Origin of the sequence: Paucibacter sp. B2R-40, assembly GCF_025717555.1 — a bacterium.
Taxonomy (GTDB): domain Bacteria; phylum Pseudomonadota; class Gammaproteobacteria; order Burkholderiales; family Burkholderiaceae_C; genus Paucibacter_A.
In genome coordinates this window covers 100,587-126,529 of sequence record NZ_JAJIRP010000005.1, presented here as the reverse complement: position 1 = coordinate 126,529, position 25,943 = coordinate 100,587, and the positions used below count along the sequence as shown (strand labels likewise).

26 protein-coding genes and 2 tRNA genes are annotated in these 25,943 nt (G+C 62.1%); 14 read left to right on the top strand and 14 right to left on the bottom strand.

The genetic code is table 11. The features are described 5' to 3' along the window. Positions 1-30 precede the first annotated feature (30 nt). Together LNV09_RS11845 and LNV09_RS11840 are read left to right on the top strand one after the other, a co-directional pair. A tRNA-Arg gene (locus tag LNV09_RS11845) sits at positions 31-107 on the top strand. 156 nt (positions 108-263) lie between these two features. Then, positions 264-340, top strand: a tRNA-Arg gene (locus tag LNV09_RS11840). A gap of 98 nt (positions 341-438) precedes the next feature. Here LNV09_RS11840 and LNV09_RS11835 read toward each other — a convergent pair. Next, complete coding sequence (locus LNV09_RS11835; protein ID WP_263557289.1) at positions 439-1,575, bottom strand: CaiB/BaiF CoA transferase family protein; 1,137 nt, start codon at positions 1,573-1,575, stop codon at positions 439-441. Positions 1,576-1,629: 54 nt separating this feature from the next. Here LNV09_RS11835 and greB point away from each other — a divergent pair, with 54 nt between their 5' ends. Next, a complete protein-coding gene (greB, locus tag LNV09_RS11830; protein ID WP_263557288.1) occupies positions 1,630-2,208 on the top strand; it encodes a transcription elongation factor GreB in 579 nt (192 codons plus the stop codon). Here the strand turns inward: greB and LNV09_RS11825 are convergent. From LNV09_RS11825 to gmk, 3 genes are all read right to left on the bottom strand, one after another. Beyond that, complete coding sequence (locus LNV09_RS11825) at positions 2,205-4,493, bottom strand: RelA/SpoT family protein (protein ID WP_263557287.1); 2,289 nt, start codon at positions 4,491-4,493, stop codon at positions 2,205-2,207. The two genes, greB and LNV09_RS11825, sit on opposite strands and share 4 nt — an antisense overlap. A 110-nt stretch (positions 4,494-4,603) precedes the next feature. After that, positions 4,604-4,807 (bottom strand): DNA-directed RNA polymerase subunit omega, encoded by a 204-nt coding sequence (gene rpoZ / locus LNV09_RS11820; RefSeq protein WP_124452325.1) that lies wholly within the window; start codon positions 4,805-4,807, stop codon positions 4,604-4,606. Positions 4,808-4,839: 32 nt separating this feature from the next. Next, positions 4,840-5,460 carry a guanylate kinase gene (gene gmk / locus LNV09_RS11815; RefSeq protein WP_263557286.1) on the bottom strand — a complete coding sequence of 207 codons (621 nt, stop codon included), beginning with the start codon at positions 5,458-5,460 and terminating at the stop codon, positions 4,840-4,842. 322 nt (positions 5,461-5,782) lie between these two features. Between gmk and LNV09_RS11810 the strand changes: the two genes are divergently transcribed. Both LNV09_RS11810 and LNV09_RS11805 read left to right on the top strand, forming a co-directional pair. Continuing rightward, entirely contained in the window at positions 5,783-6,067 is a 285-nt protein-coding gene (locus LNV09_RS11810; protein ID WP_263557285.1) for a sll1863 family stress response protein, read from the top strand. 111 nt (positions 6,068-6,178) lie between these two features. Continuing rightward, positions 6,179-7,882 carry an AMP-binding protein gene (locus LNV09_RS11805; RefSeq protein WP_263557284.1) on the top strand — a complete coding sequence of 568 codons (1,704 nt, stop codon included), beginning with the start codon at positions 6,179-6,181 and terminating at the stop codon, positions 7,880-7,882. A gap of 63 nt (positions 7,883-7,945) precedes the next feature. Here the strand turns inward: LNV09_RS11805 and LNV09_RS11800 are convergent, their stop codons facing one another. Further along, entirely contained in the window at positions 7,946-9,424 is a 1,479-nt protein-coding gene (locus LNV09_RS11800; protein WP_263557283.1) for a sensor histidine kinase, read from the bottom strand. Further along, a complete protein-coding gene (locus LNV09_RS11795) occupies positions 9,421-10,080 on the bottom strand; it encodes a response regulator (protein WP_263557282.1) in 660 nt (219 codons plus the stop codon). The genes LNV09_RS11800 and LNV09_RS11795 overlap by 4 nt, the downstream gene beginning before the upstream one ends. A gap of 112 nt (positions 10,081-10,192) precedes the next feature. On the opposite strand from LNV09_RS11795, the gene LNV09_RS11790 reads away from it, so the two are divergent. Further along, positions 10,193-11,434: a serine hydrolase domain-containing protein gene (locus tag LNV09_RS11790; RefSeq protein WP_263557281.1), complete on the top strand. Its 1,242-nt coding sequence runs from the start codon at positions 10,193-10,195 to the stop codon at positions 11,432-11,434. Between the two features lie 121 nt (positions 11,435-11,555). Here LNV09_RS11790 and LNV09_RS11785 read toward each other — a convergent pair whose 3' ends face one another. Then, positions 11,556-12,491 (bottom strand): YicC/YloC family endoribonuclease, encoded by a 936-nt coding sequence (locus LNV09_RS11785; protein ID WP_263557280.1) that lies wholly within the window; start codon positions 12,489-12,491, stop codon positions 11,556-11,558. Positions 12,492-12,525: 34 nt separating this feature from the next. On the opposite strand from LNV09_RS11785, the gene LNV09_RS11780 reads away from it, so the two are divergent. The 5 genes from LNV09_RS11780 (at position 12,526) to hemW (ending at position 17,133) form a co-directional block, all read left to right on the top strand. Then, positions 12,526-13,494 (top strand): serine/threonine protein kinase, encoded by a 969-nt coding sequence (locus LNV09_RS11780; RefSeq protein ID WP_263533307.1) that lies wholly within the window; start codon positions 12,526-12,528, stop codon positions 13,492-13,494. Positions 13,495-13,573: 79 nt separating this feature from the next. After that, a complete protein-coding gene (locus tag LNV09_RS11775) occupies positions 13,574-14,533 on the top strand; it encodes a PP2C family protein-serine/threonine phosphatase (RefSeq protein ID WP_263557279.1) in 960 nt (319 codons plus the stop codon). A gap of 11 nt (positions 14,534-14,544) precedes the next feature. Beyond that, on the top strand, positions 14,545-15,282 hold the full coding sequence (gene rph / locus LNV09_RS11770; protein ID WP_263557278.1) for a ribonuclease PH: 738 nt from the start codon (positions 14,545-14,547) through the stop codon (positions 15,280-15,282). 2 nt (positions 15,283-15,284) lie between these two features. Beyond that, positions 15,285-15,890 (top strand): RdgB/HAM1 family non-canonical purine NTP pyrophosphatase, encoded by a 606-nt coding sequence (rdgB, locus tag LNV09_RS11765; protein ID WP_263557541.1) that lies wholly within the window; start codon positions 15,285-15,287, stop codon positions 15,888-15,890. A 10-nt stretch (positions 15,891-15,900) separates the two neighbouring features. Further along, on the top strand, positions 15,901-17,133 hold the full coding sequence (hemW, locus tag LNV09_RS11760; RefSeq protein ID WP_263557277.1) for a radical SAM family heme chaperone HemW: 1,233 nt from the start codon (positions 15,901-15,903) through the stop codon (positions 17,131-17,133). A 32-nt stretch (positions 17,134-17,165) separates the two neighbouring features. On the opposite strand, the gene LNV09_RS11755 is transcribed toward hemW, so the two are convergent. The 4 genes from LNV09_RS11755 to LNV09_RS11740 form a co-directional block, all read right to left on the bottom strand. After that, positions 17,166-18,965 carry a GGDEF domain-containing protein gene (locus LNV09_RS11755; RefSeq protein ID WP_263557276.1) on the bottom strand — a complete coding sequence of 600 codons (1,800 nt, stop codon included), beginning with the start codon at positions 18,963-18,965 and terminating at the stop codon, positions 17,166-17,168. 164 nt (positions 18,966-19,129) lie between these two features. Then, positions 19,130-20,242, bottom strand: a complete 1,113-nt coding sequence (locus LNV09_RS11750) for a protein-glutamate methylesterase/protein-glutamine glutaminase (protein WP_263557275.1) — start codon at positions 20,240-20,242, stop codon at positions 19,130-19,132. 27 nt (positions 20,243-20,269) lie between these two features. After that, the gene (gene cheD, locus LNV09_RS11745; protein WP_411969270.1) at positions 20,270-20,944 is read right to left on the bottom strand and encodes a chemoreceptor glutamine deamidase CheD; all 675 of its coding nucleotides are present in this window, start codon (positions 20,942-20,944) and stop codon (positions 20,270-20,272) included. A 60-nt stretch (positions 20,945-21,004) separates the two neighbouring features. Beyond that, complete coding sequence (locus tag LNV09_RS11740; RefSeq protein WP_263557274.1) at positions 21,005-21,856, bottom strand: CheR family methyltransferase; 852 nt, start codon at positions 21,854-21,856, stop codon at positions 21,005-21,007. A gap of 217 nt (positions 21,857-22,073) precedes the next feature. Here LNV09_RS11740 and LNV09_RS11735 point away from each other — a divergent pair, with 217 nt between their 5' ends. Together LNV09_RS11735 and LNV09_RS11730 are read left to right on the top strand one after the other, a co-directional pair. After that, positions 22,074-22,796: a GGDEF domain-containing protein gene (locus LNV09_RS11735; protein ID WP_263557273.1), complete on the top strand. Its 723-nt coding sequence runs from the start codon at positions 22,074-22,076 to the stop codon at positions 22,794-22,796. Continuing rightward, positions 22,793-23,629: a MinD/ParA family protein gene (locus tag LNV09_RS11730; protein WP_263557272.1), complete on the top strand. Its 837-nt coding sequence runs from the start codon at positions 22,793-22,795 to the stop codon at positions 23,627-23,629. Before LNV09_RS11735 ends, LNV09_RS11730 begins: the two co-directional genes overlap by 4 nt. Positions 23,630-23,639: 10 nt before the next feature. Here the strand turns inward: LNV09_RS11730 and LNV09_RS11725 are convergent, their stop codons facing one another. From LNV09_RS11725 to radC, 3 genes are read right to left on the bottom strand one after another with little or no spacing between them, the layout of a single operon-like run. After that, positions 23,640-24,047 (bottom strand): group II truncated hemoglobin, encoded by a 408-nt coding sequence (locus LNV09_RS11725; RefSeq protein WP_263557271.1) that lies wholly within the window; start codon positions 24,045-24,047, stop codon positions 23,640-23,642. A 31-nt stretch (positions 24,048-24,078) separates the two neighbouring features. Next, positions 24,079-24,735, bottom strand: coding sequence for a Smr/MutS family protein (locus tag LNV09_RS11720; protein ID WP_263557270.1), 657 nt, complete (start codon positions 24,733-24,735; stop codon positions 24,079-24,081). Continuing rightward, complete coding sequence (gene radC / locus LNV09_RS11715; protein WP_263557269.1) at positions 24,732-25,406, bottom strand: RadC family protein; 675 nt, start codon at positions 25,404-25,406, stop codon at positions 24,732-24,734. Before radC ends, LNV09_RS11720 begins: the two co-directional genes overlap by 4 nt. A gap of 93 nt (positions 25,407-25,499) precedes the next feature. On the opposite strand from radC, the gene LNV09_RS11710 reads away from it, so the two are divergent. Beyond that, entirely contained in the window at positions 25,500-25,943 is a 444-nt protein-coding gene (locus LNV09_RS11710) for an FKBP-type peptidyl-prolyl cis-trans isomerase (protein ID WP_263557268.1), read from the top strand.

Here is a 25,943-nt window from a genome sequence, read left to right as displayed (position 1 = left end):
GGTAATTTCCATGCTATAGTGCAAGGCTTGGCGGCTGTAGCTCAGTTGGATAGAGTACTTGGCTACGAACCAAGGGGTCGTGGGTTCGAATCCTGCCAGCCGCACCAAGAATAATAAGAATGCTAAGAAGAAAGCGAAAGAGGGCCTGAGAAATCATGGCCCTCTTTTCAATTTTCGCTGCAGGGTTTGAATGGCAGTTTTGTGAAGAATATTTGATCTTATTGCTTCGAACGATAATTCGATGCTATAGTAGAGGGCTTGGAGCGGCTGTAGCTCAGTTGGATAGAGTACTTGGCTACGAACCAAGGGGTCGTGGGTTCGAATCCTGCCAGCCGCACCAAAACTATAAAAGTTGAGAAGGGCCAGTGAGAAATCACTGGCCCTTTTTCATTGGTGAGTTGAATTCAAACAGAGCGCTAGAACGTGATCGCTGGTCTCTCAGTCATTGATCAATTGTTCGATCTGCTCGGTATCGAAACCTAGCTCCAGCAATAGTTCTAAGCTGTGTTGCCCCGGCTTGGGTCCCGGCTGAGGCGAGCGAGTCTCGCTGCGTGAAAAGCGCGGCGCGGCAGCAGCTTGAAGCTCGCCACTTACCTCCACAAAGTTGCCGCGCGCGCGGTTTTGTGCATGCTCGGCCGCTTCATCAAGCGTCAAGACCGGTGCGAAGCAGGCGTCCGAGCCTTCCAGCAGCGCGCACCATTGCTCGCGTGATTTGCTTTTGATGCGTGCCGCCACCCGCAATCGCAGCGCCGGCCATTGGCTTGCGTCATATTGCTGCGTTGGGTCGACATCGCTCAACTCCAGCAAGCGCAGCATTTCGCGGTAGAACTGCGGCTCGATCGCGCCCAGGGTGATGTAGCGGCCGTCTAAGCATTCGAAGCTGTCGTAAAAGGGCGAGCTGTGCAGAAACAGGTTTTGCCCTGCTGCTGCCGGCCACATGCCACTGCCCCGCATCGAATGGATCAGGCCGCTGAGCGCGCCGACGCCGTCTATCATCGCCGCATCCACGACCTGGCCGCGTCCGCTGCGCTGGGCCTCCAGAATGGCGCAGAGCAGGCCAAAGGCGAGAAACATCGCGCCGCCGGCCATGTCGCCGATCAAGGTGGCGGGCAGGCTGGGCGCAGTGCCTGCGCGTGAGGCGATCGAGCTCACGCCACTCAGGGCGACGTAGTTGATGTCGTGTCCGGGGGCTTGAGCGAGGGGACCGGTCTGGCCCCAGCCAGTGACGCGCCCAAACACCAGCTTGGGATTGCTGGCCTCGAAGGCAGCAGGCGCCAGACCCAACTGCTCCATCACGCCGGGCCTATAGCCCTCGATCAGCGCGCTGGCGCTGTTGATCAGCAGGGTGGCGGCCTGCAAACCCATTGGCGACTTCAGGTTCAAGCTGAGCGAACGTTTGCCGCGGTTGATCGCGTTGCCGGTGTTCAAACCCCTCAAGGCCATGGGCCGCTCGATCACGATCACGTCGGCGCCCATGTCGGCCAACATCCGGCCACAGAACGGCGCCGGGCCGATGCCGGCCATCTCGATCACGCGCAGACCTTGCAGAGGGCCGCCGGCAGCTTGATTGCTCATTGTTTGAACCTGGTTGAAGTGCATCGATGATTGGCTTGGCGCCACAATACACGCATGAACAAGGCATTCACCAAAGAAAGCGACAACCAAGACGATGAGGAAGAGGGCGCACTGCCCGCTTTGCCGCAGGGGACGCGCAACTACATGACCCCCGAGGGCTATGCCTGCATGCGGGCGGAGTTTATGACGCTGCTGGACGAGGAGCGGCCCAAGATCGTCGAGATCGTTTCCTGGGCCGCCAAGAACGGTGACCGCTCCGAAAATGGCGACTATCTGTACGGCAAGAAGCGCCTTCGCGAAATTGATCGTCGCTTGCGTTTTCTGACCAAGCGGCTGGACATCGCCGAGGTCGCCGACCCCAGCCTCCACTATGGCAAAGACCAGGTTTTTTTTGGTGCGACCGTGACCTACTCCAACGCCAAAGGGGAGGAGCGCACCATCACCATCAAGGGCATCGATGAGTCGAACAGTCTTGCCGGTGAAGTCAGCTGGATTGCGCCGATAGCCCGGGTGCTGCTGAAGTCACGCGAGGGTGACGAATTGCAGTTATTGACGCCGGGAGGCCTCGAGCAGATCGAGGTGCTGGAAGTGCGTTACCCCGCGCCCAAGGCTCAAACCAAGGACCAAGGCTAGGGCTTGACCCGCCAAACCCGCAGCACGGCGGGCGAGCGTTTCAAGGTGCGCAGCACATCGGCCAGGTGCAGCCGGTCACGCACCGACAGCAGCAAGTTCATTTCGGCGGTTTCGCGCTGCTGCGACTCATCGCTCATCAAAATATGCGTGATGTCGGCTTCGGCCGCGCTGACAGCGGCGGCCACTTGCGCCAGCACGCCTTTGCCGTTGTTGAGCAGTAATGAGACAGCGGCCTCGAAGGGGCGGGTCAACTCGTCGGCCCAGTGGACCGCGATCCAATGCTCGCTGTCACGAGCAAACAGCTTGCGGCCAACTTGGCATTCGGCCGTGTGGACCAGCAGCCCCTCGCCGCGACCCAGATAGCCCTTGACCTCGTCGCCAGGGATCGGGCGGCAACAACTTGCCAGGCGCACCGAGGCGCCTTCGCTGCCGTCCAGCGTGACCTGACCCTGGGCCGGCTCGGCATCGGCGGCAAAGCGCCCCATGCTGAGCATCACGGCGTCGGGGCGCTGGCCTTGGGCAGACAGCATGCGTGCGAGTTTTTTGGCCACGATGGTGGCGATCTTGCGGCCCAGCCCGATTTCCACCAGCAGCTCGTCCACATGGCGATTGCCGGCCCAACGCGCCAGTTGCTGCCAAAGCTGGGCGGCACTGTCGGTGCCTTCGGCCTCTTCGGCATCTTCATGCAGGCTGGGCAAAGCCAGCCCTTCGGCACGCAGCGCCTGCGAGAGCATCTTCTCGCCCAAATCGCGCGACTCGTCCTGCTCCAAATTCTTCAAAAAGTGGCGGATCTTGGAGCGGGCGCGGCCGGTGCGCACAAAGCTCAGCCAGGCAGGATTCGGGCGCGCCCCGGCGGCGGTGACGATCTCGATCACATCGCCGCTGCGCAACTCGGTTCGCAAAGGCACGGCCTCGCCATTGATTTGCGCGGCGACGCAATGGTCACCCACATCGGAGTGGATCGCGTAGGCAAAGTCCACCGGCGTGGCGCCCTTGGGCAGGGCCATGATCTTGGACTTGGGCGTGAAGACGTAGACGGCGTCCGGGAACAAGTCGATCTTGACATGCTCAAGGAACTCGTTAGCGTCGCGGGTTTCATCTTGGATTTCGATCAAGGACTGCAGCCAGCGCGCGCCCATTTGCTGCGCGCTATGGGCGCCGCCGCTGTCTTTGTAGAGCCAATGTGCGGCGACACCTTTTTCGGCCACCATATGCATGGCCTCGGTGCGAATCTGGAATTCCACCGGCGTGCCCAGCGGGCTCACCAGCGTGGTGTGCAGCGACTGATAGCCATTTGGCTTGGGGATGGCGATGTAGTCCTTGAAGCGGCCCGGTTGCGGCTTGTAGAGCTGATGCAGCACGCCCAGGCTCAGATAGCAGTGCGGCAGGTCGACCACCACCACCCGAAACCCGAAGATATCGCTGACCTGAGCAAAGCTCAGGTGCTTGTCCTTCATCTTTTTGTAGATGGAGTAGATGGTCTTCTCGCGGCCGTCGATTTCGGCCTTGTACTGCGCGCCCTCAAAGGCCTTCAGCACATCTTTTTCAATTCGCGACACCAGATCGCGCCGATTGCCGCGCGCTTTCGAGATGGCCTTGCTCAAGGCGGCGTGGCGCCATGGGTTGAGATGCTGGAAGGACAGGTCTTGCAGCTCGCGGTAAATCTGGTTCAGGCCCAGGCGATGCGCAATCGGGGCGTAGATGTCCAGCGTTTCGCGCGCAATGCGGCGGCGCTTGATGGCGGCCATCGCCTCCATCGTGCGCATATTGTGCAAACGGTCGGCCAGCTTGATCAAGATCACCCGCACATCGCGGGCCATCGCCAGCAGCATTTTGCGAAAGCTCTCGGCCTGCGATTCTTCCTTGGTCGAGAACTGCAGCTTGTCCAGCTTGGTCAGGCCGTCCACCAACTCGGCGGTGGGTGCCTCGAAGCGCTCGATCAACTCGGTCTTGGTGACGCCGCAATCTTCCATTGCGTCATGCATCAGCGCGGCCATGATGGCCTGCGCATCGAGCCGCCATTCCGCGCAGATGCCGGCCACCGCGATCGGATGAGTGATGTAAGGCTCTCCGCTGGCGCGGAACTGCCCCAGATGCGCCTCATCGGCGAATTTGTAGGCCTCGCGCACTCGCTTGATATCTGCCTTGGGCAGATAACTCAGGCGATGCAAGAGTGCATCGAAGGACGCCGCTTCGGCGGCAGTTGGCTCAGGCGGCGTGCGCAAACCCGACAGTCCGGTGAGCGCCGCTGGCAAACGGGAGGCAGCAAATGATCTAAAACCCATGAGCCTAATTTAACGCATCAGCGGCGATGTCGTTCGGCGCGCGGCGCCAAGAAACGACAACGGGCGCCCGAAGGCGCCCGCGTACAGCGAAATTTATCGCTTGGTGCGGCTTAGACCGGCACCTTGCGCAGCATCTCGATGCCAACTTCGCCGGCGGCAATTTCGCGCAAGGCGGTTACGCCTGGCTTGTTCTTGCTCTCGATTTTTGGTGTGTGACCTTGGCTCAACATGCGAGCGCGGTAGGTTGCAGCGAGCACCAACTGGAAGCGATTAGGGATCTTGGTCAGGCAGTCTTCGACAGTGATGCGGGCCATTTTGGGTTCCAGTACAGGTGTTCGGTGAAAAGCTAGGGCAGATCAAGCGCCAGGAAAACGGCTGACCGGTTTCGGCGCTGAGCCGCGTATTTTAACCGCTGCGCGTGAACAATCGCCTTCAAATCAAAAACAGCGGTGTCAAAGACGGCATTTACCACCACAAAATCGAACTTTTGGGCCTGCGCGACCTCAATGCGTGCGTTGGCCATGCGTCGCGCAATCACCGCAGGGTCGGTGTCGCCGCGACGATTCAGGCGCTGTTCCAGCTCTTCCCAACTCGGCGGCAAGATGAAAACCAAGACCGCATAGGGGAACAGTTGCTTGATCTGCAGCGCGCCCTGGAAGTCAATTTCCAACACTACATCGTCGCCGTGGGCCATGCGTGCTTCGATCGCGGCGCGCGAGGTGCCGTAGAGATTGCCGTGCACCTCGGCCCATTCGAAGAACTCGCCGCGTGCGGCCATCGCCCTGAATTCCTCGACACTGGTGAACCAATATTCGCGGCCATGTTGCTCTTGGCCGCGCGGTGCGCGCGAGGTGTGCGAGATCGAGACGTCCAACTTGGCGTCAAGCTCCAGCAAGGCCTTGACCAAGCTGGATTTACCTGCCCCACTGGGTGCTGCTACGACGAATAAATTGCCTGGGTATTCCATCCGCTATCGATTCTTAAGCTTATTCATTGTTTGAGCTTGAATCCCAATCCATGCAAATACTTGCCTGTCAGCGATTCGGTCGCATTCAGCCCGCTGGCGATGATTTTATCAGGGGCAGGCATACAAGCAGGCGGAGTGAGCAGTCTGGCGCAGCGGTCGAACGGGCACAGGCCACCCCGCGTCGAATTTGGCAAGACCTTGGGTGGGGGCTGAAGAGTAAGCATTCTGTGTTCGCCAACGCACAGTGCAGCAAGGCGGCGAGGGCTAAATTGCTGTCAAAGCAGTTGCAAATTTTGCCTATCAAACCCCAAGGAGCCGTGCCATGACAAATCGTGAAGAGTATGTCCAGAAGATGAAGAACCAGCTTGATGCCTTGAACGCGAAGATGGATGCGGTCGACGCCAAGGCGAAGGACGCGAAGGAAGAAGCGCGCGCCAAGTACAGGGAAGAAGTGACGCGCTTGCGCGAACAATCCAAGGCGGCCGCCGCCAAGCTGGAAGATATGAAGGCCGCAGGCGAAGACCGCTGGGACGCCTTGGTGGCCGATATGGACAAGATGCGCGACGCGTTCGTGCATTCCTTCAACTACTTCAAATCCCAAGTCTGAAAGCGGTCCCGAGCGCAGGTCAGAGCGCAGCGCCCAGGTTTGGGCTTGCCGCCATCGTCTGATTTGCGCTGTGCTTTTGCGTTCGGGGCGGTTCAGCCGAGGGTGTAAACCATGGAACGGGTCTGGTTGAATGATTACCCGGCGGGCGTTCCACCCGAGGTCAATGTGGGCGAGTTCGCTTCGCTGGCCGACCTGTTGCTGACGACCTGCGGGCGCTTCGCCGGCTTGGCGGCCTTCAGCAGCATGGGCGTGCAGATCAGCTACGCCGAGCTTGAGCGCGAAAGCCGGGCCTTCGCGGCTTGGCTGCAGCAGTCGCTGGCACTGCGCAAGGGCGAGCGTCTGGCGATCATGCTGCCCAATCTGCTGCAGTACCCGGTGGCGATGTTCGGCGCGCTGCGGGCGGGTTTGATCGTCGTGAACGTCAACCCGCAATACACGGCCACCGAGCTTGAGCACCAATTGCTGGACTCGGGCGCGGCAGCCATCGTGGTGCTCGAGAACTTCGCCCAGACAGTGCAGCAGGTGCTGCAACGCAATCCGGCGCTGAAGCTGGCTGTCGTCAGCACCGAGGTCGGCGATATGTTCCCGCTGTTCAAGCAAGTGCTCACCAATGCGGTGCTGAAGTACGTGCAGAAGAAAGTGCCAAGCTGGCGTATTCCCGGAGCCGTCGAATTCAATGCGGCCTTGCGCGCGGGCCATGCGCTGAGCCTGCAAGAGGTTCCGCTGGCGCCTGCCGATATCGCCTTTTTGCAATACACCGGCGGCACCACCGGCGTGGCCAAAGGGGCCATGCTGAGCCACGGCAATATGGTGGCCAATGTGCAGCAGGTGTCGGCGTGGATCGGACCCAAGATGGCCGTGGGCAAGGAGACTTTCGTCTGCCCGCTGCCGCTGTATCACATCTACGCGCTGTGCTCGAGCCTGGTGTTTCTGAAGATCGGAGCGCTCAACATCCTGGTCGCCAACCCGCGCGATATGCCGTCCTTCATTCATACGCTGAAACAGCAGCCGTTCACGGCCATCATCGGTGTCAACACGCTCTACCGAGCCTTGCTGGACGCACCTGGCTTCATCGAGGTGGACACCCGCAGCCTGAAGATGGCCAACGCGGGCGGTATGGCCGTACAGCGTGTGGTGGCGCAGCGTTGGCAGCAGGCTACCGGCATCCCCATCGTCGAGTCCTATGGCTTGACGGAGACCTCGCCCGGCGCGATCGCCAACCCGCTGGACATCCAGGACTGGACCGGCATGATAGGCATGCCGATCTCATCGACGCAGGCCTGCGTGCTGGGTGAAGACGGGCAGCCGTTGGCCCCGAACGAGGTCGGCGAGATCTGCTTGCGCGGCCCACAAATGATGGTCGGCTACTGGCATCTGCCGCAGGAGACCGCCCTTGCCTTCACCCGCGAGGGCTGGCTGCGCACCGGCGATATGGGCTTCATGGACGAACGCGGCTGGTTCAAGCTCACCGACCGCAAGAAAGACATGATCATTGTCTCGGGCTTCAAGGTCTTCCCGAATCAGATCGAGGACGTTGTCGCGCTGCACCCTGGCGTGGCCGAAGTGGCCGCCATCGGCGTGGCTGACGAGCGCTCGGGCGAAGTGGTCAAGATCGTCGTCGTGCGCAGCGACGCCGCATTGACTGCGCAGACCTTGCTTGCCCATTGCCGGCAGCATTTGACGGGCTACAAAATGCCGAAGTTCGTCGAGTTCCGTGACGAGCCGCTGCCCAAGTCCAATCTCGGCAAAATCTTGCGGCGCCTGGTGCGCGATGGCTCGCTTGCCAGTCCACAGGCGGGCGAGCCGGCGCCGTGAATTTCAAGTCCGGTGGGATGTGGTTGCGGCCAAATCAGCTCCACTTGTGAACCGCATTGGCACTCAAAGCTCGGCTTGGGGAGTCGGCTGAGCGCCCGCGCTTGCAGGTCTGACGCAGCGCAGCGTAAAACAGCAGCCCAAGCCGCCTGGGCCTTCGCTCAGCTCGACTTCTCCATCCATGTGTTCGGCTGCTTGGCGCACGATGGCCAGACCCAGGCCGGCGCCGCCGCCGCTGGCTTGGCCTGCGCCGCGATAAAAGCGCTCGAACACACGCTCGCGCTCCTCGACCGGGATGCCCGGGCCATCGTCGCTGACGCTCAAACTGAGCGTGTCATCAAACCCTGATCGCTTGGACTGCAAAACAATCTGCAGCTCGGCGCCCGCAGGGCAGTAGCGAATGGCGTTGTCCAGCAGATTGATCAGCACCGTTTGCAAGCCATGGCGATTGACCTCAAACAGCAGTTGCTGCGGCGCGTCCAGCGCCAATTGCTGTCCTTTGGCCAAGGCCAAGGGCAATACCTGCCGCAGCACCTGACGCACCAGCGCGGCAACATCAAGGGCCTCGGCTGGCAGGGGCGCCAGGCCTTCGAGTCGACTCAAGTCCAGCAATTGCTGGCTCAGATGCGCGGCCCTGGCGATCGCGGCATTGACTTGCAACTCGGCCTGCGCGCGTTGCGCGGGGGCCTCGGCCAGCGCCAACACATTGACATGGGCCGCGATCACCGCCAGCGGCGTGCGCAACTCATGGGCGGCGTCCCGCACAAAGCCTCGCTCACTGGCTTGCTTTTGCGTCAGCTGTTCGAACAAGCGGTCCAACGCAGCCGTCAAGGGCTTGAGCTCGCGATAGGGAGCATCAAAGCGCAAAGGACTGAGGTCGTTGGGTCGGCGCCGGGCCAGTCGCTCCGACAAGCGGCGCAGCGGCAACAAGCCGCGCGACACCGCCAGCCAAATCGGCAACATCAAGCAAGGCAAGCTGATCAAGAGGCGCACATTCAGCTGCCCACCGATTTCACGCACGACATCGGAGAACAGAGGGATCGGATAAGCCAACAGGAAGGACCAGCGCGCGCCGTCCTGGCGGAACAGCAAATGCTCGCGCCCCTGATGCTGCCAGCGCTTCACTTCTTGAGCGTCGCCCCTCAGGGGCTCGCGGCGCATCCAGAACACGCGACCGCCAGCATGGTCCTGCAACTCCATCAGCGCGTCAGGCTGCTCGAACTCGCGCCGGCTGCGGTTGAACTCGCGTTCCAGCGATAGGGTGAAGGCATAGGCCTCGGCCGCAGTCGGCATCTGGTCCAACGCCTCGGACTGGTAGCGCATGAAGGCCTGCATGCCTTCGCTGATGCGCTCGGTGTCGCTGCGGCGCATGAAGTCAAAGCCTACCAGGGCCAGCCAAGTCAAGGCATAGGCCAAGAATATGGCCAGCATCACCCGCCGCACCAGGCTGGGTTGCCAGCGCGCCAGCAGGGCCCTGAGCCAGCGTGGCCGGGCCTTGCTGGCTGCCGGCTCAGCTGGTGCAGCAACAGTTCTGCGCTCAGTCATGCGCAATCCAGAAAATAGCCGACACCGCGCACCGTCTGGATGCGCTGCGGGCCGATCTTGCGGCGCAGATTGAAGATATGAACCTCTATCGTGCCGGCGTCCAGCGGGTCACCCAGCGGCGCCATGCGCTGGGCCAAATCGCTCTTGGCCAGCACGGCGCCGGGTTCGCGCGCCAATTCCAGCAGCAGCCTGAATTCGCGCCGAGAAAGCTCCAGCGTCTCGCCCTGCAGGCGGGCCTGAAAGCGCTGCGGTTCGATCTCCAGACTGCCGAGCTGCCAGACTTCGCTCGCCTGGCGCGCATAGCGGCGCAACACGGCATGGATGCGCGAGATCAGCTCGGCCATGGCGAAGGGTTTGAGGATGAAGTCATCGGCGCCACCGTCCAAACCGGCCAGCCGGTCGTCAAGCCCGAAGCGCGCGGTGATGACGATGACCGGTGTGTGCATGCCGCGGCTGCGCCAGGCGGCCAGCAGGTTCAGGCCCTCGGCGTCGGGCAGGCTCAGATCGAGCAGCACACAGTCGATGCTGAGGCCGTCGAAATCCTCGGGCAGGTCTATCGCCCGGCGCAGCCAGGTGCTGCTCAGGCCATTGGCCTTCAGCGCCTGCTGTAGGCCAGCTCCTAGGTCCAGGTCGTCTTCAATGATCAGCAAATGCATGCACGCACTGTATCCAGGCTTGCGCCCCACGGCGGCAGGGCAAACACGCGCTAAAGCAAATCCAAAGCTGGCTTTTTATAAAGTGAATCATCAATGCAAACCGGAACTCGATATGGCTTTCACTTTCACCGCGCGCCTCTTAGGAAAGACCTTGGGCAAGACGCTGGGCATGGCGGTCTGCCTGGCCCATTTGCTGAGCGCCTGTGGCGGCTCCAGCGCGCCTGAGGCAGCGCAGCCTCTGCCTGCCACCAGCGGCCCCGTGGCGGCAAGCAACACGGCCTTGAGTCTTGGCCTGGACCAGCTCATTGCCGGATTCATGACGGCCAAGGGCGTCAGCGCGCTGAGCCTGGCGGTGATAGGCAAAGATGGCCGCGTCGTGCACGACAAGGGCTATGGCTATCTGGACGCGACACAGCAGCGGGCTTTGCCGGCTGACGCGCTGATGGTCACGGCCAGTGTGGTCAAGCCGGTCACAGCGGCGGCGATTCAGCAATTGGCTGCGCTAGGCCGCCTGAGTCTGAGCGATCATGTGTTTTGCTCGGGCCGCAATGCCCCCTGCTGGCTGAGTGCGGACCTGCTCTCGGCCGACACCGACCCGCGTGTTCAGGACATCAGCATTGCGCATCTGATTGCCCATCAGGCCGGCTGGGATCGCCGCTTGCACAATGGGCTGGACCTCGACCATTTGGAAGCGCAGGTCCAGCAGAGCTTGGGGCTCAACACACCGCCCAGCAGCGACGATGACTTGCGTTACTGGCTGCGCCGGCCACTGGACTTCACGCCGGGAACGCAGACCGCCTATTCCAGCACCAGCTATATGTTGCTCGGGCGTATCGTTGAGCGGGCCAGCCAGCAAGACTATGTCGGCTTTGTGCAGGCGCAACTCTTGAAGCCGCTCGGCGTGTCGGCGGACGATTTCAAGCTCGCGAACTCGCCGCTCAGTCAGCGCGACGCACGCGAGCCCAACTACCTGACGGGGCAGAGCGCCCCCAGCATCTACCAGCCCGGCAAGACGGTCAGCGCCCAAGACGGCACGCTCAACGGCAGCAACTGGGTCGCGGCGGTCAGCAGTCTGACCACCGCCCGGGCGCTGGCCCTGTTCGCCTCGCGCTATACCTTGCAGACGAGTGCCAGCGGCGTCGATATGGCCGGCAACGGCTTGCCCTTGGCCGGCCAGACTCATGATGGTTTTCATTTCGGTGAGCTGCCGGGCACGACCAGCATCATCCGGCAACTGCCCTCGGGCAGCAGCTATGCGGTGTTGATGAACAAAGCCGAGGAGCAAGCCAGCGACTCTTACCATGTGGCGCTGATGGCGCAAATCGATGCCGCGCTGGCCGCCTCCGGCTTCTGAGGCGGCGCCAGCTTGGCAAAACTTGGTAGAGGCGCAACTCCACCGAGGGTCCTTGGAGAAGCTGGCCGCGACAATCATCGACGGGGAGGGGGCTCTTTACTTGCTGAGCCGCCCGCAAACCCTACTCAATGTTCTGCACTTGCTCGCGCAATTGTTCGACGGCGACTTTCATCTCGACCGAGATATTGGTCAGTTCCAGCGCAGCAGCCTTGGAGCCCAGGGTGTTGGCCTCGCGGTGCAATTCTTGAATCAGGAAGTCCAGGCGTTTGCCGATTTCGCCGCCTTTTTTCAAGAGGCGCGCGATCTCTTCCAGATGCGCGCGCAGACGCGCCAATTCTTCGGCCACATCAATGCGGATCGCGTAAGCCGCTGCTTCATTGAGCGCGCGCTCTTTCAGGTTTTCTTCGGGAATGGTCTGCGCCGCGCCGGTGCTGGCCAGCGCTTCTTGCCAACGTTCAAGAAAGCGCTGTTGCTGGCGCTGCACGATGGCGGGCAACATCGGCTCGGCCGCGTCCGCCAGTTCACGCAACTTGATCACGCGCTCCATCAGGATGGCGACCAGCTTTTCGCCTTCGCGTTCGCGCGCTTCCAGCAGGCCGTCCACGCATTTGCGTGCCGCTTCCATCGCCGGTTCATCGAGTTTCTCGGTCGCTGAGCCGCCGCCCTTGCACCACTGCAAGGCTTCATGCACCGACAGTGGCTGGGCCTTGGGCAGCCAGTTTTGCACCGTACCTTCCAGGCGTGACAAACGGTTCAATTGATCGGACTGCGGCTGCGGCCACGAGCCCTCCACATCGCGCTGGGTGTTGATGCGCAACTCGACCTTGCCGCGCTTGAGTTTGCCCGTCAGCAATTCACGCAAGGCCGGCTCCAGCCCGCGCAAGTCCTCCGGCATACGGAATCCCAGGTCGAGGAAGCGTCCGTTGACCGAGCGCAGTTCGACCGTCACCGCCGTGTGAGCGGCCTGGCTGATGGGAGGGGAGACCCCGGTGTTTTCACTGGGGGCGGAGGGCTGCGAGCTGGCGCTGGCATATCCTGTCATGCTGTAGACTGGCATCTAGCGTCCGGTAAGTAGTAGATAAAACTCGATTATGTCAAAGCCTAAACCGGCGCCCCTGCCTGCAGGTACCGTGGTGGGAGGCTACCAGATCATCAAACGACTGGCAGCAGGTGGATTCGGCGTGGTTTACCTCGCCGAAGACCCCGAACACCACCTCGTCGCCCTGAAAGAATACCTGCCTTCGAGCTTGGCGGAGCGCTCGCCGGGCGAGTTGACGCCGCGTGTGCGGCCCGAGAAGCAGCCGCTCTACCGGCTTGGGCTGAAAAGCTTCTTTGAAGAAGGCCGCTCGCTGGCGCAGATCTCGCACCCCAGCGTGGTGTCGGTTCTCAACTTTTTGCGCGAGAACGAAACCGTCTACATGGTAATGAATTACTTGCAGGGTGACACCTTGCAAGACTTCATCGTGACGGCGCGTGATATGAAGCGCGACAAGGTCTTTCGCGAGTCCACCATCCGCAGCTTGTTCGACGAGATCCTGCGCGGCCTGCGCATCGTGCATCAGCACAAGATGCTGCACCTGGACATCAAGCCGGCCAATATCTTCATCACCAATGAAAACAAGGCGGTGTTGCTGGACTTTGGCGCAGCGCGCGAGGTACTGTCCAAAGAAGGCAATTTCATTCGGCCGATGTACACGCCGGGCTTTGCTGCGCCTGAGATGTACCGCCGAGATGGTGCTTTAGGCCCTTGGACCGATATCTACGCGATCGGCGCTTGCATCTACGCCTGTATGCAAGGCTATCCGCCGAACGATGCACCGCAGCGACTTGAGAAAGACCGCCTGGCGCTGAGCCTGTCAAGGCTGCGCAATGTCTACTCCGACAATATGATCGAAGTGGCCGAATGGTGCATGTCGCTGGACCCCTTGGCGCGCCCGCAGAGCGTGTTTTCCTTGCAGAAGGAGTTGGCGCGCGAGACCGAGCGGCGCTACACCAAGCTGAGCTTCAGTGAGCGCCTCAAGCTGCAACTTGAAAACCTCAAGACCGGAGCAAAAGCTTGATGAGCCCCCTCGCTCACTTTCGTTCGCTGCCGCCCGAGGGAGCGCAAAGCCCCCTCGGGGCGGCCCGTCGGAGGCTTTCGTGAGGTTCACCACCTATCAGGTCAGCCGGCGCGGCGGGCGCGAGAAAAATGAAGACCGCATGGGCTATTGCTACACCCGTGAGGCCGGCCTGTTCGCGCTGGCCGACGGCATGGGCGGCCACCCCGAGGGGGAGGTCGCTGCGCAACTGGCCTTGCAGACGCTGGCGGCAATATTTCAACGCGAAGCCAAACCGGCGCTGGCCGATCCGGCGGCGTTCTTGCAGGACGCCATTCTGATCGCCCAGCAGCAATTGCTGCGCTATGCGGCCGACAAGGGCATGTCGGATACGCCGCGCACCACCATCGTGGCCTGCGTGCTGCAAGGGCGCAAAGCCTATTGGGCGCATTGCGGTGATTCGCGCTTGTACCTGGTGCGCGCGTCCAAGCTGATTGCCCGCACGCGCGATCATTCCTATATCGAGCTACAAGCGGCCTTGGGGCGGGTTTCAAGCGCCGCCGAGGGCTTCAACCGCAATGTGCTGTTCACTTGCCTGGGCAGCCCGGGCAAGCCCATGGTGGATATCCACGGCCCCATGTTGCTGGAAACCGGCGACCGTTTGCTGCTGTGCTCGGATGGCTTGTGGGGCACGGTCACGGACGACATCATCACCGAGCAGCTGGCCTCCCGCCCGATCTCCGATGCGGTGCCCGAGTTGGTCGAGCAGGCGCTTCGCAATGGCGGGCCGCGTTGCGACAATGTGACCGTGCTGGCGCTGGAATGGGACGGGGTCGGTGACGCCGATGCGGGTGAGGAATCCGCCTCCGTGTCGACGCAGGCCTTGGAAGACCGAGGCTTTGCTTCAACGATTCAAGGGCGCGACGGGGTCGACGGCGCTGACCGACGCTTCGAGATGGATGAGGCCGAGATCGACCGCTCGGTGCGTGAGATCAAGGAGGCCATTCGCCTCGGCAATGAACGAGCCCGCGCCAATGAAAGCACGGCCAAGAAAAAATCCTGAGAGAGAAATTGATGACTGTTGAAAAGAACGCTGCGCGCGCCAGCGGCCGCGCTGCCAATGCCTTGCGTGCGGTGACCATCACCCGCAACTACACCTGCCATGCCGAAGGCTCGGTGCTGATCGAATTTGGCGGGACCAAGGTCTTGTGCACCGCTTCTGTCGAAGAAAAAGTGCCGCCGCATAAGCGTGGCTCCGGCCAAGGCTGGGTCACCGCCGAGTACGGCATGTTGCCGCGCGCGACCCACACCCGCAGCGACCGCGAGGCCGCACGCGGCAAGCAAAGTGGCCGCACGCAAGAGATACAACGCCTGATTGGCCGCTCCTTGCGCTGCGTGTTTGATTTGAGTCTGCTGGGTGAGCGCACGATCGCGCTGGATTGCGATGTGATACAGGCCGATGGCGGCACCCGTACCGCCGCCATCACCGGCGCCTATGTGGCCGCCCATGATGCGGTGAGCTGGCTGCTGGCCCAGGGAAAAATCAGGCAGTCGCCGATCCGTGACGCGGTGGCGGCGATCTCGGTCGGCATCGTTGACGGGACTCCGATGCTCGATCTCGAATACACCGAAGACTCGGCCTGCGACACCGATATGAATGTGGTTATGACCGCTGCTGGCGGCTTCGTCGAGTTGCAGGGCACGGCCGAAGGCGTGGCTTTCAGCCGCCGGGAAATGAATGCTTTGCTGGACCTGGCCGAGCAGGGCATTGGCGAATTGCTGGCTGCGCAGCGACTGGCTTTAGGGCTTTGAAAATGGATCTGGTGCTGGCCTCCAATAACGCCAAGAAGCTTGCCGAGCTGCAGGCCTTGTTCGCGCCCTTGGGCGTCAAGCTGCTAACGCAGGGCTCGCTTGGCATTCCGGAGGCAGAGGAGCCGTTTGAGACCTTTGTCGAAAACGCCTTGACCAAGGCACGCCATGCGTCCCGACTGAGTGGCTTGCCTGCCTTGGCCGACGATTCCGGCCTGGCGGTTGAGGCCTTGGCCGGTGCGCCCGGTGTGCTTTCGGCGCGTTATGCGACGCTGTTCGGTCAGCCCAAATCAGATGCGGACAATAACCGTGTACTGCTGGAGCAAATGGTTGGTTTGAGCGAGCGGGGCGCGCGTTTCGTTTGCGCGCTGGTGGCGGTTCGATCAGCGGCCGACCCTGAGCCCTTGATTGCCGTGGGCCGTTGGCAGGGCCAGATCTTGCCCGCGCTCCAAGGCGAAGCTGGCTTCGGTTATGACCCCTTGATGTGGATTCCAGCCTTGGGCCGCAGCGTCGCGCAACTCAGTGCCGCCGAGAAGAACGCCCAAAGTCACCGGGCCCTGGCGGCCGCCGACTTGGCTCAGCAGATGCGCGAGGCCTGGCACCTTGGCTGAAGTTTTGCATATGATGCGACCCGGCACCTTGAGCTTGGCTGCATTGCCGCCGCTGTCGCTCTATGTGCATCTGCCCTGGTGTCTGCGCAAATGCCCTTATTGCGACTTCAATTCGCATGAGCTGCCGGGGTCAAACGGCAAGGTCATTCCTTTGGCTTCCGCGGGCGATGCGCCCGTCAGCAAGCAGCTGTCGGTGGAAACGGCGCGCGCCTATCTGGCCGCTCTGCGCTTGGATCTGGAGGCTGCGCTGCCCTTGATCTGGGGCCGGCCGGTGGTCAGCATCTTCATCGGCGGCGGCACACCGAGCCTGTTCGCGCCCGAGCAGATCGCCGAACTAATCTCCGACCTGCGCGCCCGGCTGCCGTTGGAGCCGGGCTGCGAGATCACGCTGGAAGCCAATCCGGGCACTTTCGAGCGCGACCGTTTCAAGGGCTTTCGCGCCGCCGGCGTTACGCGCTTGTCGATTGGTGTGCAGAGCTTTGATGATGCCAAGCTGAAGACTTTGGGCCGCGTCCACAGCGCAGAGCAGGCCAAGGCGGCGATTGCCGAAGCGGCGCAGGCCTTCGAGACCTTCAATATCGATTTGATGTATGCCTTGCCCGGGCAAACACTCGCTGAGCTTGATGCTGAGTTGAGTACGGCCTTGGCTTTCAAGCCGCCGCATCTGTCGGTCTATCACCTGACAATCGAGCCCAATACCCGCTTTGCGACCGCGCCGCCCGCGCATTTGCCGGATGCCGATTTGGCCAGCGAGATGCTGGACCTGATCACCGCCAGCACCGGTGCCGTGGGGTTGGAACGTTACGAGGTATCGGCCTTCGGTCGCGCCGGCCATCGCTGCGCGCACAACCTGAACTACTGGCAGTTCGGCGACTATCTCGGCATTGGCGCCGGTGCGCACAGCAAGCTGTCATTCCCGCACCGGGTCCTGCGTCAGGTGCGTTGGCGCGAGCCGGCTGCCTATATGAGCAAGGCGGCCGAGGGCGCGGCGGTGTCGAACGAGAACGAAGTCAGCCGCGCCGAGCTGCCGTTCGAGTTCATGCTCAATGCCTTGCGGCTGCGCGAAGGCGTGCCGCTGAGTTCTTACTTGGAACGCACCGGGTTGCCGCCGTCCAGCATCGCCAAGGCGCTGGAAGCGGCGCGCGCCAAGGGTCTGCTGGAACAGGATAGCGCCCGTTTGGCCGCCACGCCACGCGGCTTTGATTTCCTCAATGATTTGCAGGAGCTGTTTCTGGCGCCCTGACCGAATGCTTAAGCGGCCATCTAAGCGGCCATCTAAGCGGCCATCACATACACGCTGAGCTGCTCATGCTTGGCATGGCGCTTGGCAGTGGCGGCCGCACTCGCGACTTGCTCGGGCCGCTGCAGCGCGCCGGGGGCAATGCGTACCGCACCAATGCTCAGCGTGGTGCAGGGGTGGAAGCGCATATCACCGTGGCGGTCCTCGGCCATGATGCCGCCGGCTTGCAGCGCGGCGGCGTCGAAGAGATTGCGCGCCAGGTCATTGAAACGCTCGACGATCTGCTCGCAGCGCAGCTCCCAGTCATCGCTTTGGAACAGCATCACAAAGTCGTCGCCACCGACGTGGCCGAGAAAGTCGCGCTGGCTGTCGCAATGACTGCTGGCGACGCGCGCCACCAGGCGGATCATTTCGTCGCCGCGCCAGTAGCCGTATTCGTCATTGAAGGGCTTGAAGTGATTCAAGTCGGCATAGGCGGCGACAAAGCCGCGCCCGCTGGCCAGAAGGCGACCAATGTGCTGGCTGATCGGAATATTGCCGGGCAAGAAGGTCAGCGGGTTGGCGTGGCGAGCGGCTTCGATGCGGGCTTCGGTGACCGAACGCACCAGTTGCTCGCCGGTGCCCAGGCCGAGGTAGCGGCCATCCCGCGTGATGATGAAGCCTTCACGCAGATAGCGCTGGTCGGCCGAGGTCAGCACGGTGGTCAAGGCCTCGATGCCGGTGTCGGCGTCAACGATCAACGGTGACGAGTTGGCGAACAAGGTGCAGGCGTGACGACCATACAAGTCGTTGAAGAAGGGCTTGGCCCAGCGGTTGATGAACTGGCTGCGGTCCACCAAGGCGACCGGCTCGCTCTTTTCATTGAGCACCGCAATCGCGTGCAACTGCTCATGTTCATTGAAGAGGCGAAACAGCTGCTCATGGCTGGCATCTTCGCGCACCGTCACGGCTTCCATCATCAAGCGCTCGGCCGTCACACCATTGCTGGAGGCGCGGCGCAGCTCGGGCAGCACGGCGATGTCGCTGCTGGCCAGCACGGTACGGGCCGCCGCCAAGGCTTCGGTAGCGCCTTGCGGGGTAGGGCGCCCAATCAACCAGCCCTGGCCGAAGGTCACGCCTAAATCACGCAGCACGCGCAGCTCTTCAGTGCTTTCAATGCCTTCGGCGATCAATTGCGCGCCGAAGGTTTCGGCCAGTTGCAAGAGCGCGCGGAAGGTCTGCAGCTTCTCGGCATGGGCCGGCAAATCGTGGCTGAAATATTTATCGATCTTGACGATGTCGGGTTGGATCTCGGACCACAGCCGCAGCGAGGAGCGGCCGTCGCCGAAGTCATCCAGGGCAATGCCCACACCTTGGCGGCGCACTGCGGTGATGGCGCGGCGCAGGTTCTCGATATCGGTGACACGCTCATGCTCGGTCAACTCGATCATGATGCTGCTGGGTGCAACACCAAACGATTCGTCGCTGAACAGGCCGCCACGGCCATGCTCGTCGCGCAGCGCATGCGTCAGCGCGGTGGCGCTCATATTGATCAAGAGCCGGCCACCGAGTTTTTGTTGACTCCAATCCTTCAAGGCCTGGACGGCGCAGCGCACTTCCAACTCGACCGTCAAGCCTTCGCGGCGGCCGGCCGCGAAGAGCGCGTCTGGATACTCGAGTGCGCTGCCTACCGGGCCGCGTACCAATGCTTCGTGCCCATAGATCAAACCGCAGTCCAACTGGACGATGGGTTGAAACAAGGTGGTCAGCAGGTCTTCGGCTATCAGGGTCTGAGCCCGCAGTGGAGCCGGGCGCTCCTGGGTTCGAGCGGGCATGAAGGAGGTGATCGTCGTCATGCCGCCATGCTGCCCACCATTGATGACAGGGCCACGAAACGGCAAACAATTTGAAACAAATTGGATTTGGGCGTGAAAAGTTGCCGGCACTTGCCTGTGCTGCCGGGCCTTTGACGCTGCTCGCTCAGCCCCGGTATTTTGAATCCGGCTGTCAGACCCTGGTCTTAGACCCGGTTCATGGACATGCCGGCCGTGCTGCGCAGCCGCTCGATCAAACGAACAGCAATTTGCGGCAGCGGCAAAACCTCATCGGCAGCGCCTGCCGCGATGGCCTCGCGCGGCATGCCGAAGACGACGCAAGTCGCCTCGTCCTGCACGAAGTTATAGGCCCCGGCATCTTTCATCACTTTCATCGCCTTGGCACCGTCGGCACCCATGCCGGTCAGCATGATGCCCAGCGCGTTTTGCCCGACTACGCGGGCGGCGGAGTTGAACAAGACTTCGACCGAAGGTTTGTGGCGATTGACCGGTTCACCGTCTTGCACGCGGGCAATGTAGTTGGCGCCTGAGCGCTCGACGCTGAGGTGAAAGCCTCCGGGGGCGATATAGCCATGTCCCGGCAGAATCCGCTCGCCGTCGCTGGCTTCCTTGACACGAATCCGGCACAGGCTGTCCAGCCTTGCGGCGTAGCTTTTGGTGAAGCCGGGCGGCATATGCTGGGTGATGACGACGGCCGGGCAGTCGGCCGGCAGGTTGATCAAGACATCCTTGGTCGCCTCGGTGCCGCCGGTGGAGGCGCCGATGAAGATGATTTTCTCGGTCGACAAGCGCCCCAGGCTGGCCATGGTGACGGGCTTGGGTGGCGGCGCGGCGCCGGCGTGGCTGGCCCCGCCAGTTGCGGCAGCCGGAGCCAACGCCGCATGGCTGCGCCGGATATGGGCTTTTGAGGCGATGCGGATCTTGTCGGTGATGTCATCGGCCAACAGGCGGATGCCGTCAGCGACGCCGATTTTGGGCTTGGCGACAAAGTCGACCGCGCCCAGCTCCAAGGCCTTCATGGTCACTTCAGCGCCGCGTTCGGTCAGCGTGGACACCATCACCACCGGCATCGGCCGCAAGCGCATCAGGCGTGACAAAAAGTCCAGCCCGTCCATCTTGGGCATTTCAATGTCCAGGGTGATGACATCGGGGTTGAGGGTGCGGATCATTTCACGCGCCAGCAGCGGGTCGGCGGCGGCGCCAATGCATTCCATATCGGGTTGGCGGTTGATGATTTCGGTCAGGATGCTGCGCACCAGCGCCGAGTCATCCACCACCACAACAGTGATTTTGGCCATCGAGTACTTCTCCTAGCGGGGTGAGGCTCAGAACAGGTCGACCGAGCCGCCTGTGGCGACCACCGGTTGAGCTTTCTGTGCGGCGGCGCGGTCTTGTTGCACCAAGGCATCGGTGTTGGCCGGGGCCAGACGCTTCACCATGGCCTTGCCGCTGTGCGGCAAAAAGCAGACCTTGCGCGGGTAAATGTCCATCACGTCTTTTGAGACGATGGGAATGCGTTCTGTTTTCAGATAGTCGATGACGAAATTGGTGTTGCGTTCACCGACATTGATGGTGTTCATGCCCGCGATCACCGCGCCGCCGCCAAAAATCTTGGCTTCCATGCGGCTTTTGGCGGCGCCGCGCTTCATCATTTCATTGATCAGCAACTCCATCGCGAACGAGCCATAACGTCCAGAGTCCCCGCTGCCCTCGGGCAACATGAAGTGATTCATACCGCCGATTTGTGCGTGCCGGTCCCACAGGCATGCCGCGATGCAGGAGCCCAGCGTGGTCATGACCAGAATGTCTTCGTTGTCGACGAAATACTCGCCCGGCAAGATCTTGACGGCGGCGTTCTTGAAATGCGCGTCGTAAAAAAAGAACGAGGCCTCGCCGTTCTTGCGCGGCATCGCCTTGAGCTGGGTGACCCGGGCGGCACCCGGGCTGTTTGAGAACATCGCGCCGGAGCCGGCACCGGAGGAGGCGGGGGAGGTGCTCATGTTTTTATATCGGCCGCGAGGCTGCTGACTGATGGGTTGCGACTGCGCTGAGGCCTAACATCAGACGCGCTCGTAGATGGTCTTGCCGCGCAGGCGGAACAGATCCTTGGACTCGGTGAAGTTCTCCGAATGCCCGACGAACAAGAGCCCGTGCGGCCGCATCACCTTGTGAATGCGCTCCAAGACCTTGCGCTGGGTCGGCGGGTCAAAGTAGATCATCACGTTGCGGCAGAACACGATATGAAAGGGCTCGCCCAGTGACCATTGCGCATCCATCAGGTTCAAGGAGCGGAAGTCGATCCAGCGCTGCAATTCCGGCTTGACGCGAATGCGCCCGGCGTTGTCGCCGGTGCCGCGCATGAAGAAGTTGCGCAGCCGCGTTTGATCCAGGCCACGGGCGTCGGCGTTGTAGACCCCGCGCTTGGCAGTGACGAGCACATTGGTGTCGATGTCGCTGGCGCTGATCTGTACCTGTGCATTGGCGCCGAGTGCCTCGCTGCAGGTCATAGCGATCGAGTAGGGCTCCTCGCCGGTGGACGCCGCGCAGCACCAGATCCTGACCGGCTTGCCGGCCAGCGGCTTGAGGTCGTCGACCAGCGCGTGGAAGTGATGCTCCTCGCGGAAGAAGGAGGTCAAATTGGTGGTCAGGCAATTGACGAATTCCTGCCATTCCTGGGTGCTTTGCGCGCCGGTGGAGCTTTCCAGCCATTGCAAATAGGCCGAGAAAGACTTGTGGCCGGTGTCGCGCAGACGCCTGGACAGGCGGCTGTAGACCATGGCATGTTTGCCTTCATGCAGGCTGATGCCCGCATGCTTGTAAATCAGCTCACGCACCCGGTCAAAGTCGGTCCGGCTGAAACCGAACTCGTGGTCAATCACTTCTGCGCCTGCGGCGCTTGGTGCAGTGGACATGTGTTGGGCTCGCTTGTTGTTCGGGTCGGCTCAGGGTGAGCCGAGGTCTGATTTTGCTCTGGCGGCAAGTTTGGCCCGAGAGCGCTTGCCAGCATAGAGCAAACAGGCCCATCAACACAGGCTTGTTTGCATGCTGGGCCGAGTTTTTGTACTGCTAGACTGGCTCCGCACCAGGCATGCACTGGCCCTCAAACACCTTGGCACACCTTGGAATACCTTGGAATCAAGCTCCCAATCCCCTCCATTCGATGCGCGCCGCTTGCAGCTCGACCTGGCCTTGCAGCTTTTGCAGCAGGCCGGAGCCTTGTTGCCCGAGGCTGAGCCCTATAGCGAGACTTGGGTTCAGGGCGTGATCGACGCCCTGTGTGATTTATCCAGCAAGGACGCGCTGACCGGTTTGGTCAATCGCCGCAGCTTCGAGATGGCCTTGTCACGTGAGGTGGACCGGGTTGCTCGTTCCGGCGAGTCGGCCTTGTTGTTGGCGGTGGACATCGACCATTTCAAGGCCGTCAACGACACCTATGGCCACGCGGCCGGTGATTTGGTGATCAAGGCGGTGGCCGGGGCCTTGAACCAGGTGGTGCGCCCGATGGATACGGTGGCGCGCGTGGGTGGTGAGGAGTTTGGCATCGTGCTGCCCAAATGCGCGCCGAGTTTTGGCGCGATGGTGGCCGAGCGCTTGCGTGAGCGAGTGTCTGAATTACGCGTCGAGGTCGCCTCGGGGCAGATTTTGGCGGTAACGATCAGCCTGGGCGGTGCGTTTGCGCCGCAGTGGGTCCGGTCGTCATCGCTGTTATGGATGGAGCGGGCCGACCGCCAGCTCTACCGCGCCAAGGCGGAGGGGCGCAACCGAGCCTGCCTTGAGACACAAATTGAATCCTTGGTCAGTGCCGAGGAAAAGGGCATGTTGTTTGCAGTAACGCAACAGGACAGTGAATGAGTACGACAACAACAGATCCTGCTGTACCTGGCGCTGGCGCTTTCTCGCCCGGCTCATCTCGCCCCGTGACGGGTAAAGGTGGCGCTCGCACGCTGGCCGTCACCAGCGGCAAAGGCGGTGTCGGCAAGACTTTCGTTACCGCCAACTTGGCCGCTGCTTTGGCCATGCGGGGTCAAAAGGTCTTGGTGCTGGATGCCGATTTGGGCTTGGCCAATTTGGATGTGGTGCTGAACCTGCATCCCAAGCTGACCTTGCATGATGTGTTCACCGAAAAGGCGACCTTGGAGCAGGCCATCTTGCCGGCTCCGTGCGGCTTCTCGGTCTTGCTGGCCGGCTCGGGCATGGTCGAGTACTCGCGCCTGACGCCCGATGTACGCGACAAACTGCTGCATATTCTGGAGTTGGTCAAGCCGCGTTTCGACTGGGTGCTGCTCGATACCGGCGCTGGCATTTCGGACGTCGTGCTGTTCTCGATTTCGATGGCCGCCGACGTCTTGGTGGTCGCCACTCCGGAGCCCACCTCGCTGACCGATGCTTATGCCACCATCAAGGTATTGGCCACGCAGCAAGGCCGGCGCGAGGTTGGTTTGCTGGTCAACCAGGCCAACCGGGTCGGCGAAGGCAAGCTGATCTGCGGCCAGTTGCAGCAGGTCTTGCAGCGCTTTGTCGGTTCGCAGCCTGGACACCCGTTCAAGCTGGAGTTGATGGGTGAGGTCAAGAGTGACCAAACCGTGCGCCAGGCGGTGCTCAAACGCCAGTTGGTACTCGAGCATTACCCCGGCAGTGACGCCGCGCAGGCGATCAAGGCCCTGGCGAACAAACTCTTGGCCTGAGGCCAGCAGCTCAAACCCCGCGGTTGCGCATCCAGTCTGCCGTGGCTTGGAACGACTCTCCTAGGCGCTGCTGCAGATCGGGGTCCAAGCCGCTGTCCTGCATGGCGAGCTTCATGCAGGCCAGCCATTGATCTCGCTCGGCAATGCCGATCGGGTAGGGCAGGTGGCGCGCACGCAGGCGCGGGTGGCCAAAGCGCTCGATATACAGATCCGGCCCGCCCGACCAGCCGCATAAAAACCAATGCAGTTTGTCGCGCGAGCCGTCCAGCGTGGCCGGATGCAAGGCGCGAATCAGGGCGAATGGCGGATCCAGGTCCATATGGTCATAAAAAGCATCGACCATGCGGCGGATGCCGGCCTCGCCGCCGAGCAGATCGAACAGGCTCGCGGTGGCTGGGGTGAGTTCTGAGTCTTGCATGGCTCGATTGTCGGTGCGAGCCGCAGCATGTTCAGCCGACTTGTTGCAACAAGACCATCAAAGCACCGCTGCCGCCATCACTGGCGCGCGCCTGCACAAAGCCCAAGACCTGTTGTTTTTGCACCAGCCAGCGCCGCACGCGTGCCTTCAAGACGGGCTCGCGGCCTGGCGAACCATGGCCCTTGCCGTGCACCACGCGCACACAGCGCAGGCCGCGCCTTGCACAATCTTGCACAAAGTTGCCCAGCGCCTCGCGGGCTTGATCGGTGCGCAGACCGTGCAAATCAAGCTGGGCTTGCAAGCTCCAGTGGCCCCGGCGCAGCTTGCGCAGCACCTCGTCGCTGATCTCGGGGCGGCGAAACGACAGGCTGTCGTCGGTCTCCAGCAGCGACTCCACATCGAAGTCATCCGACAAGGCCTGTTGCATCACCAGGCGTTCATCGGCTTCGCGTTGCAGCGGTTCGGGCAGTGGCAACACCCGGTGTTGAGGTGCACGCGCATCGCAGGGCAGCGGCGTGATGCTGCCTATGCTCAGCTCGAACAAGCGCCGCTCCTGATCGGCGGCACGCGCCGCTGCGGCCAGCCGCGCGGCCTGCGCCTCGGCCGCTTTGCGGCGCTGGGCCAGTTCGCGCTGAAACAACTTGAGTTCTTGCAGGCTGTGCAGCGTTGGAGTTGGTGCCGGCTTCACATCAGCCCTCGTTCGGCCATCGAAATCACCTCGCCCGAGCCGACCACCAGATGGTCAAGGACGCGCACATCGACCAAGGCCAGCGCCGCTTTCAAGGCCTGGGTCAGCAATTCATCCGAGCGCGAAGGCTCGGCCACCCCGGAAGGGTGGTTGTGGGTCAGGATCACGGCGGCCGCACCCAAATCCAGCCCACGCTTGACGACTTCTCTGGGGTAGACCGAGGTTTGCGTCAGACTGCCGCGAAACATTTCTTCCATCGCGATCAAGCGGTGCTGGGCATCCAGAAACAGCACGGCGAAGACTTCATGCGTCAAGCCAGCCAGCTTGAGGCGGATGAATTGCTTGACCGCGTCCGGTGCGTCAAACACCGGGCGTTGTGCCAGTTCCTGCAAAAGCGAGCGCCGGGCGATTTCGAGAACCGCGGCTATTTCGGCCTGCTTGGCCGGCCCCAAACCCCTGACCTTGGCCAAGTCGCTCACCCCGGCATGCAGCAGCCCGTGCCAGCCGCCGAACTGATCAAGCAGGTCTTGCGCCAGTTGTAAGACCGGCGTGCCCTGGATGCCTGTGCGCAGCAAAAGCGCCAACAGCTCGGCGTCCGCCAGCGCCTGCGGGCCGCGGGCGAGCAGCTTTTCGCGTGGGCGTGCGTCGGGTGGCAGCTGGCTGAGGGGCATGGGGGCACTGGGTTCGGGGGAGATTCTTCGGCGCGGGGCGGGCTGCGAGTGTAGAGGCCCTAAAATCCGCGCAGTCTATCCAACATTGTCCTCATGAATCTCATCCAAGCCGGATCATTTTTGACCTTGCATTACCGCCTGGCCGGGCCCGACGGCAGCGATGTGATCAATACCTTCGCCGACAAACCCGCGACGCTGTCGCTGGGCAGCGGTCAGTTGTCGCCCGCCATCGAGGCAAAACTGATCGGTCTGGCCGAGGGCGTGCGCACGCAGATCGAGCTGGCGCCGGGCGAAGCCTTTGGCGATCACAACCAGCAGCTGATGCAGCGCGTCAAGCTGAGCCTGCTGCATGAGCTGGGCGACCCCGACGAGCAATACAGCGTCGGCGATGTGATCCAGTTCCCGACCCCGGACGGGCAGGGCAGCTATGCCGGCAGCGTGCGCGAAGTCGGCCCCGACTGGCTGCTGTTTGACTTCAACCATCCGCTGGCGGGCCAGCCGGTCAGCTTTGAAGTCCATGTGATCGGGGTGCTGTGA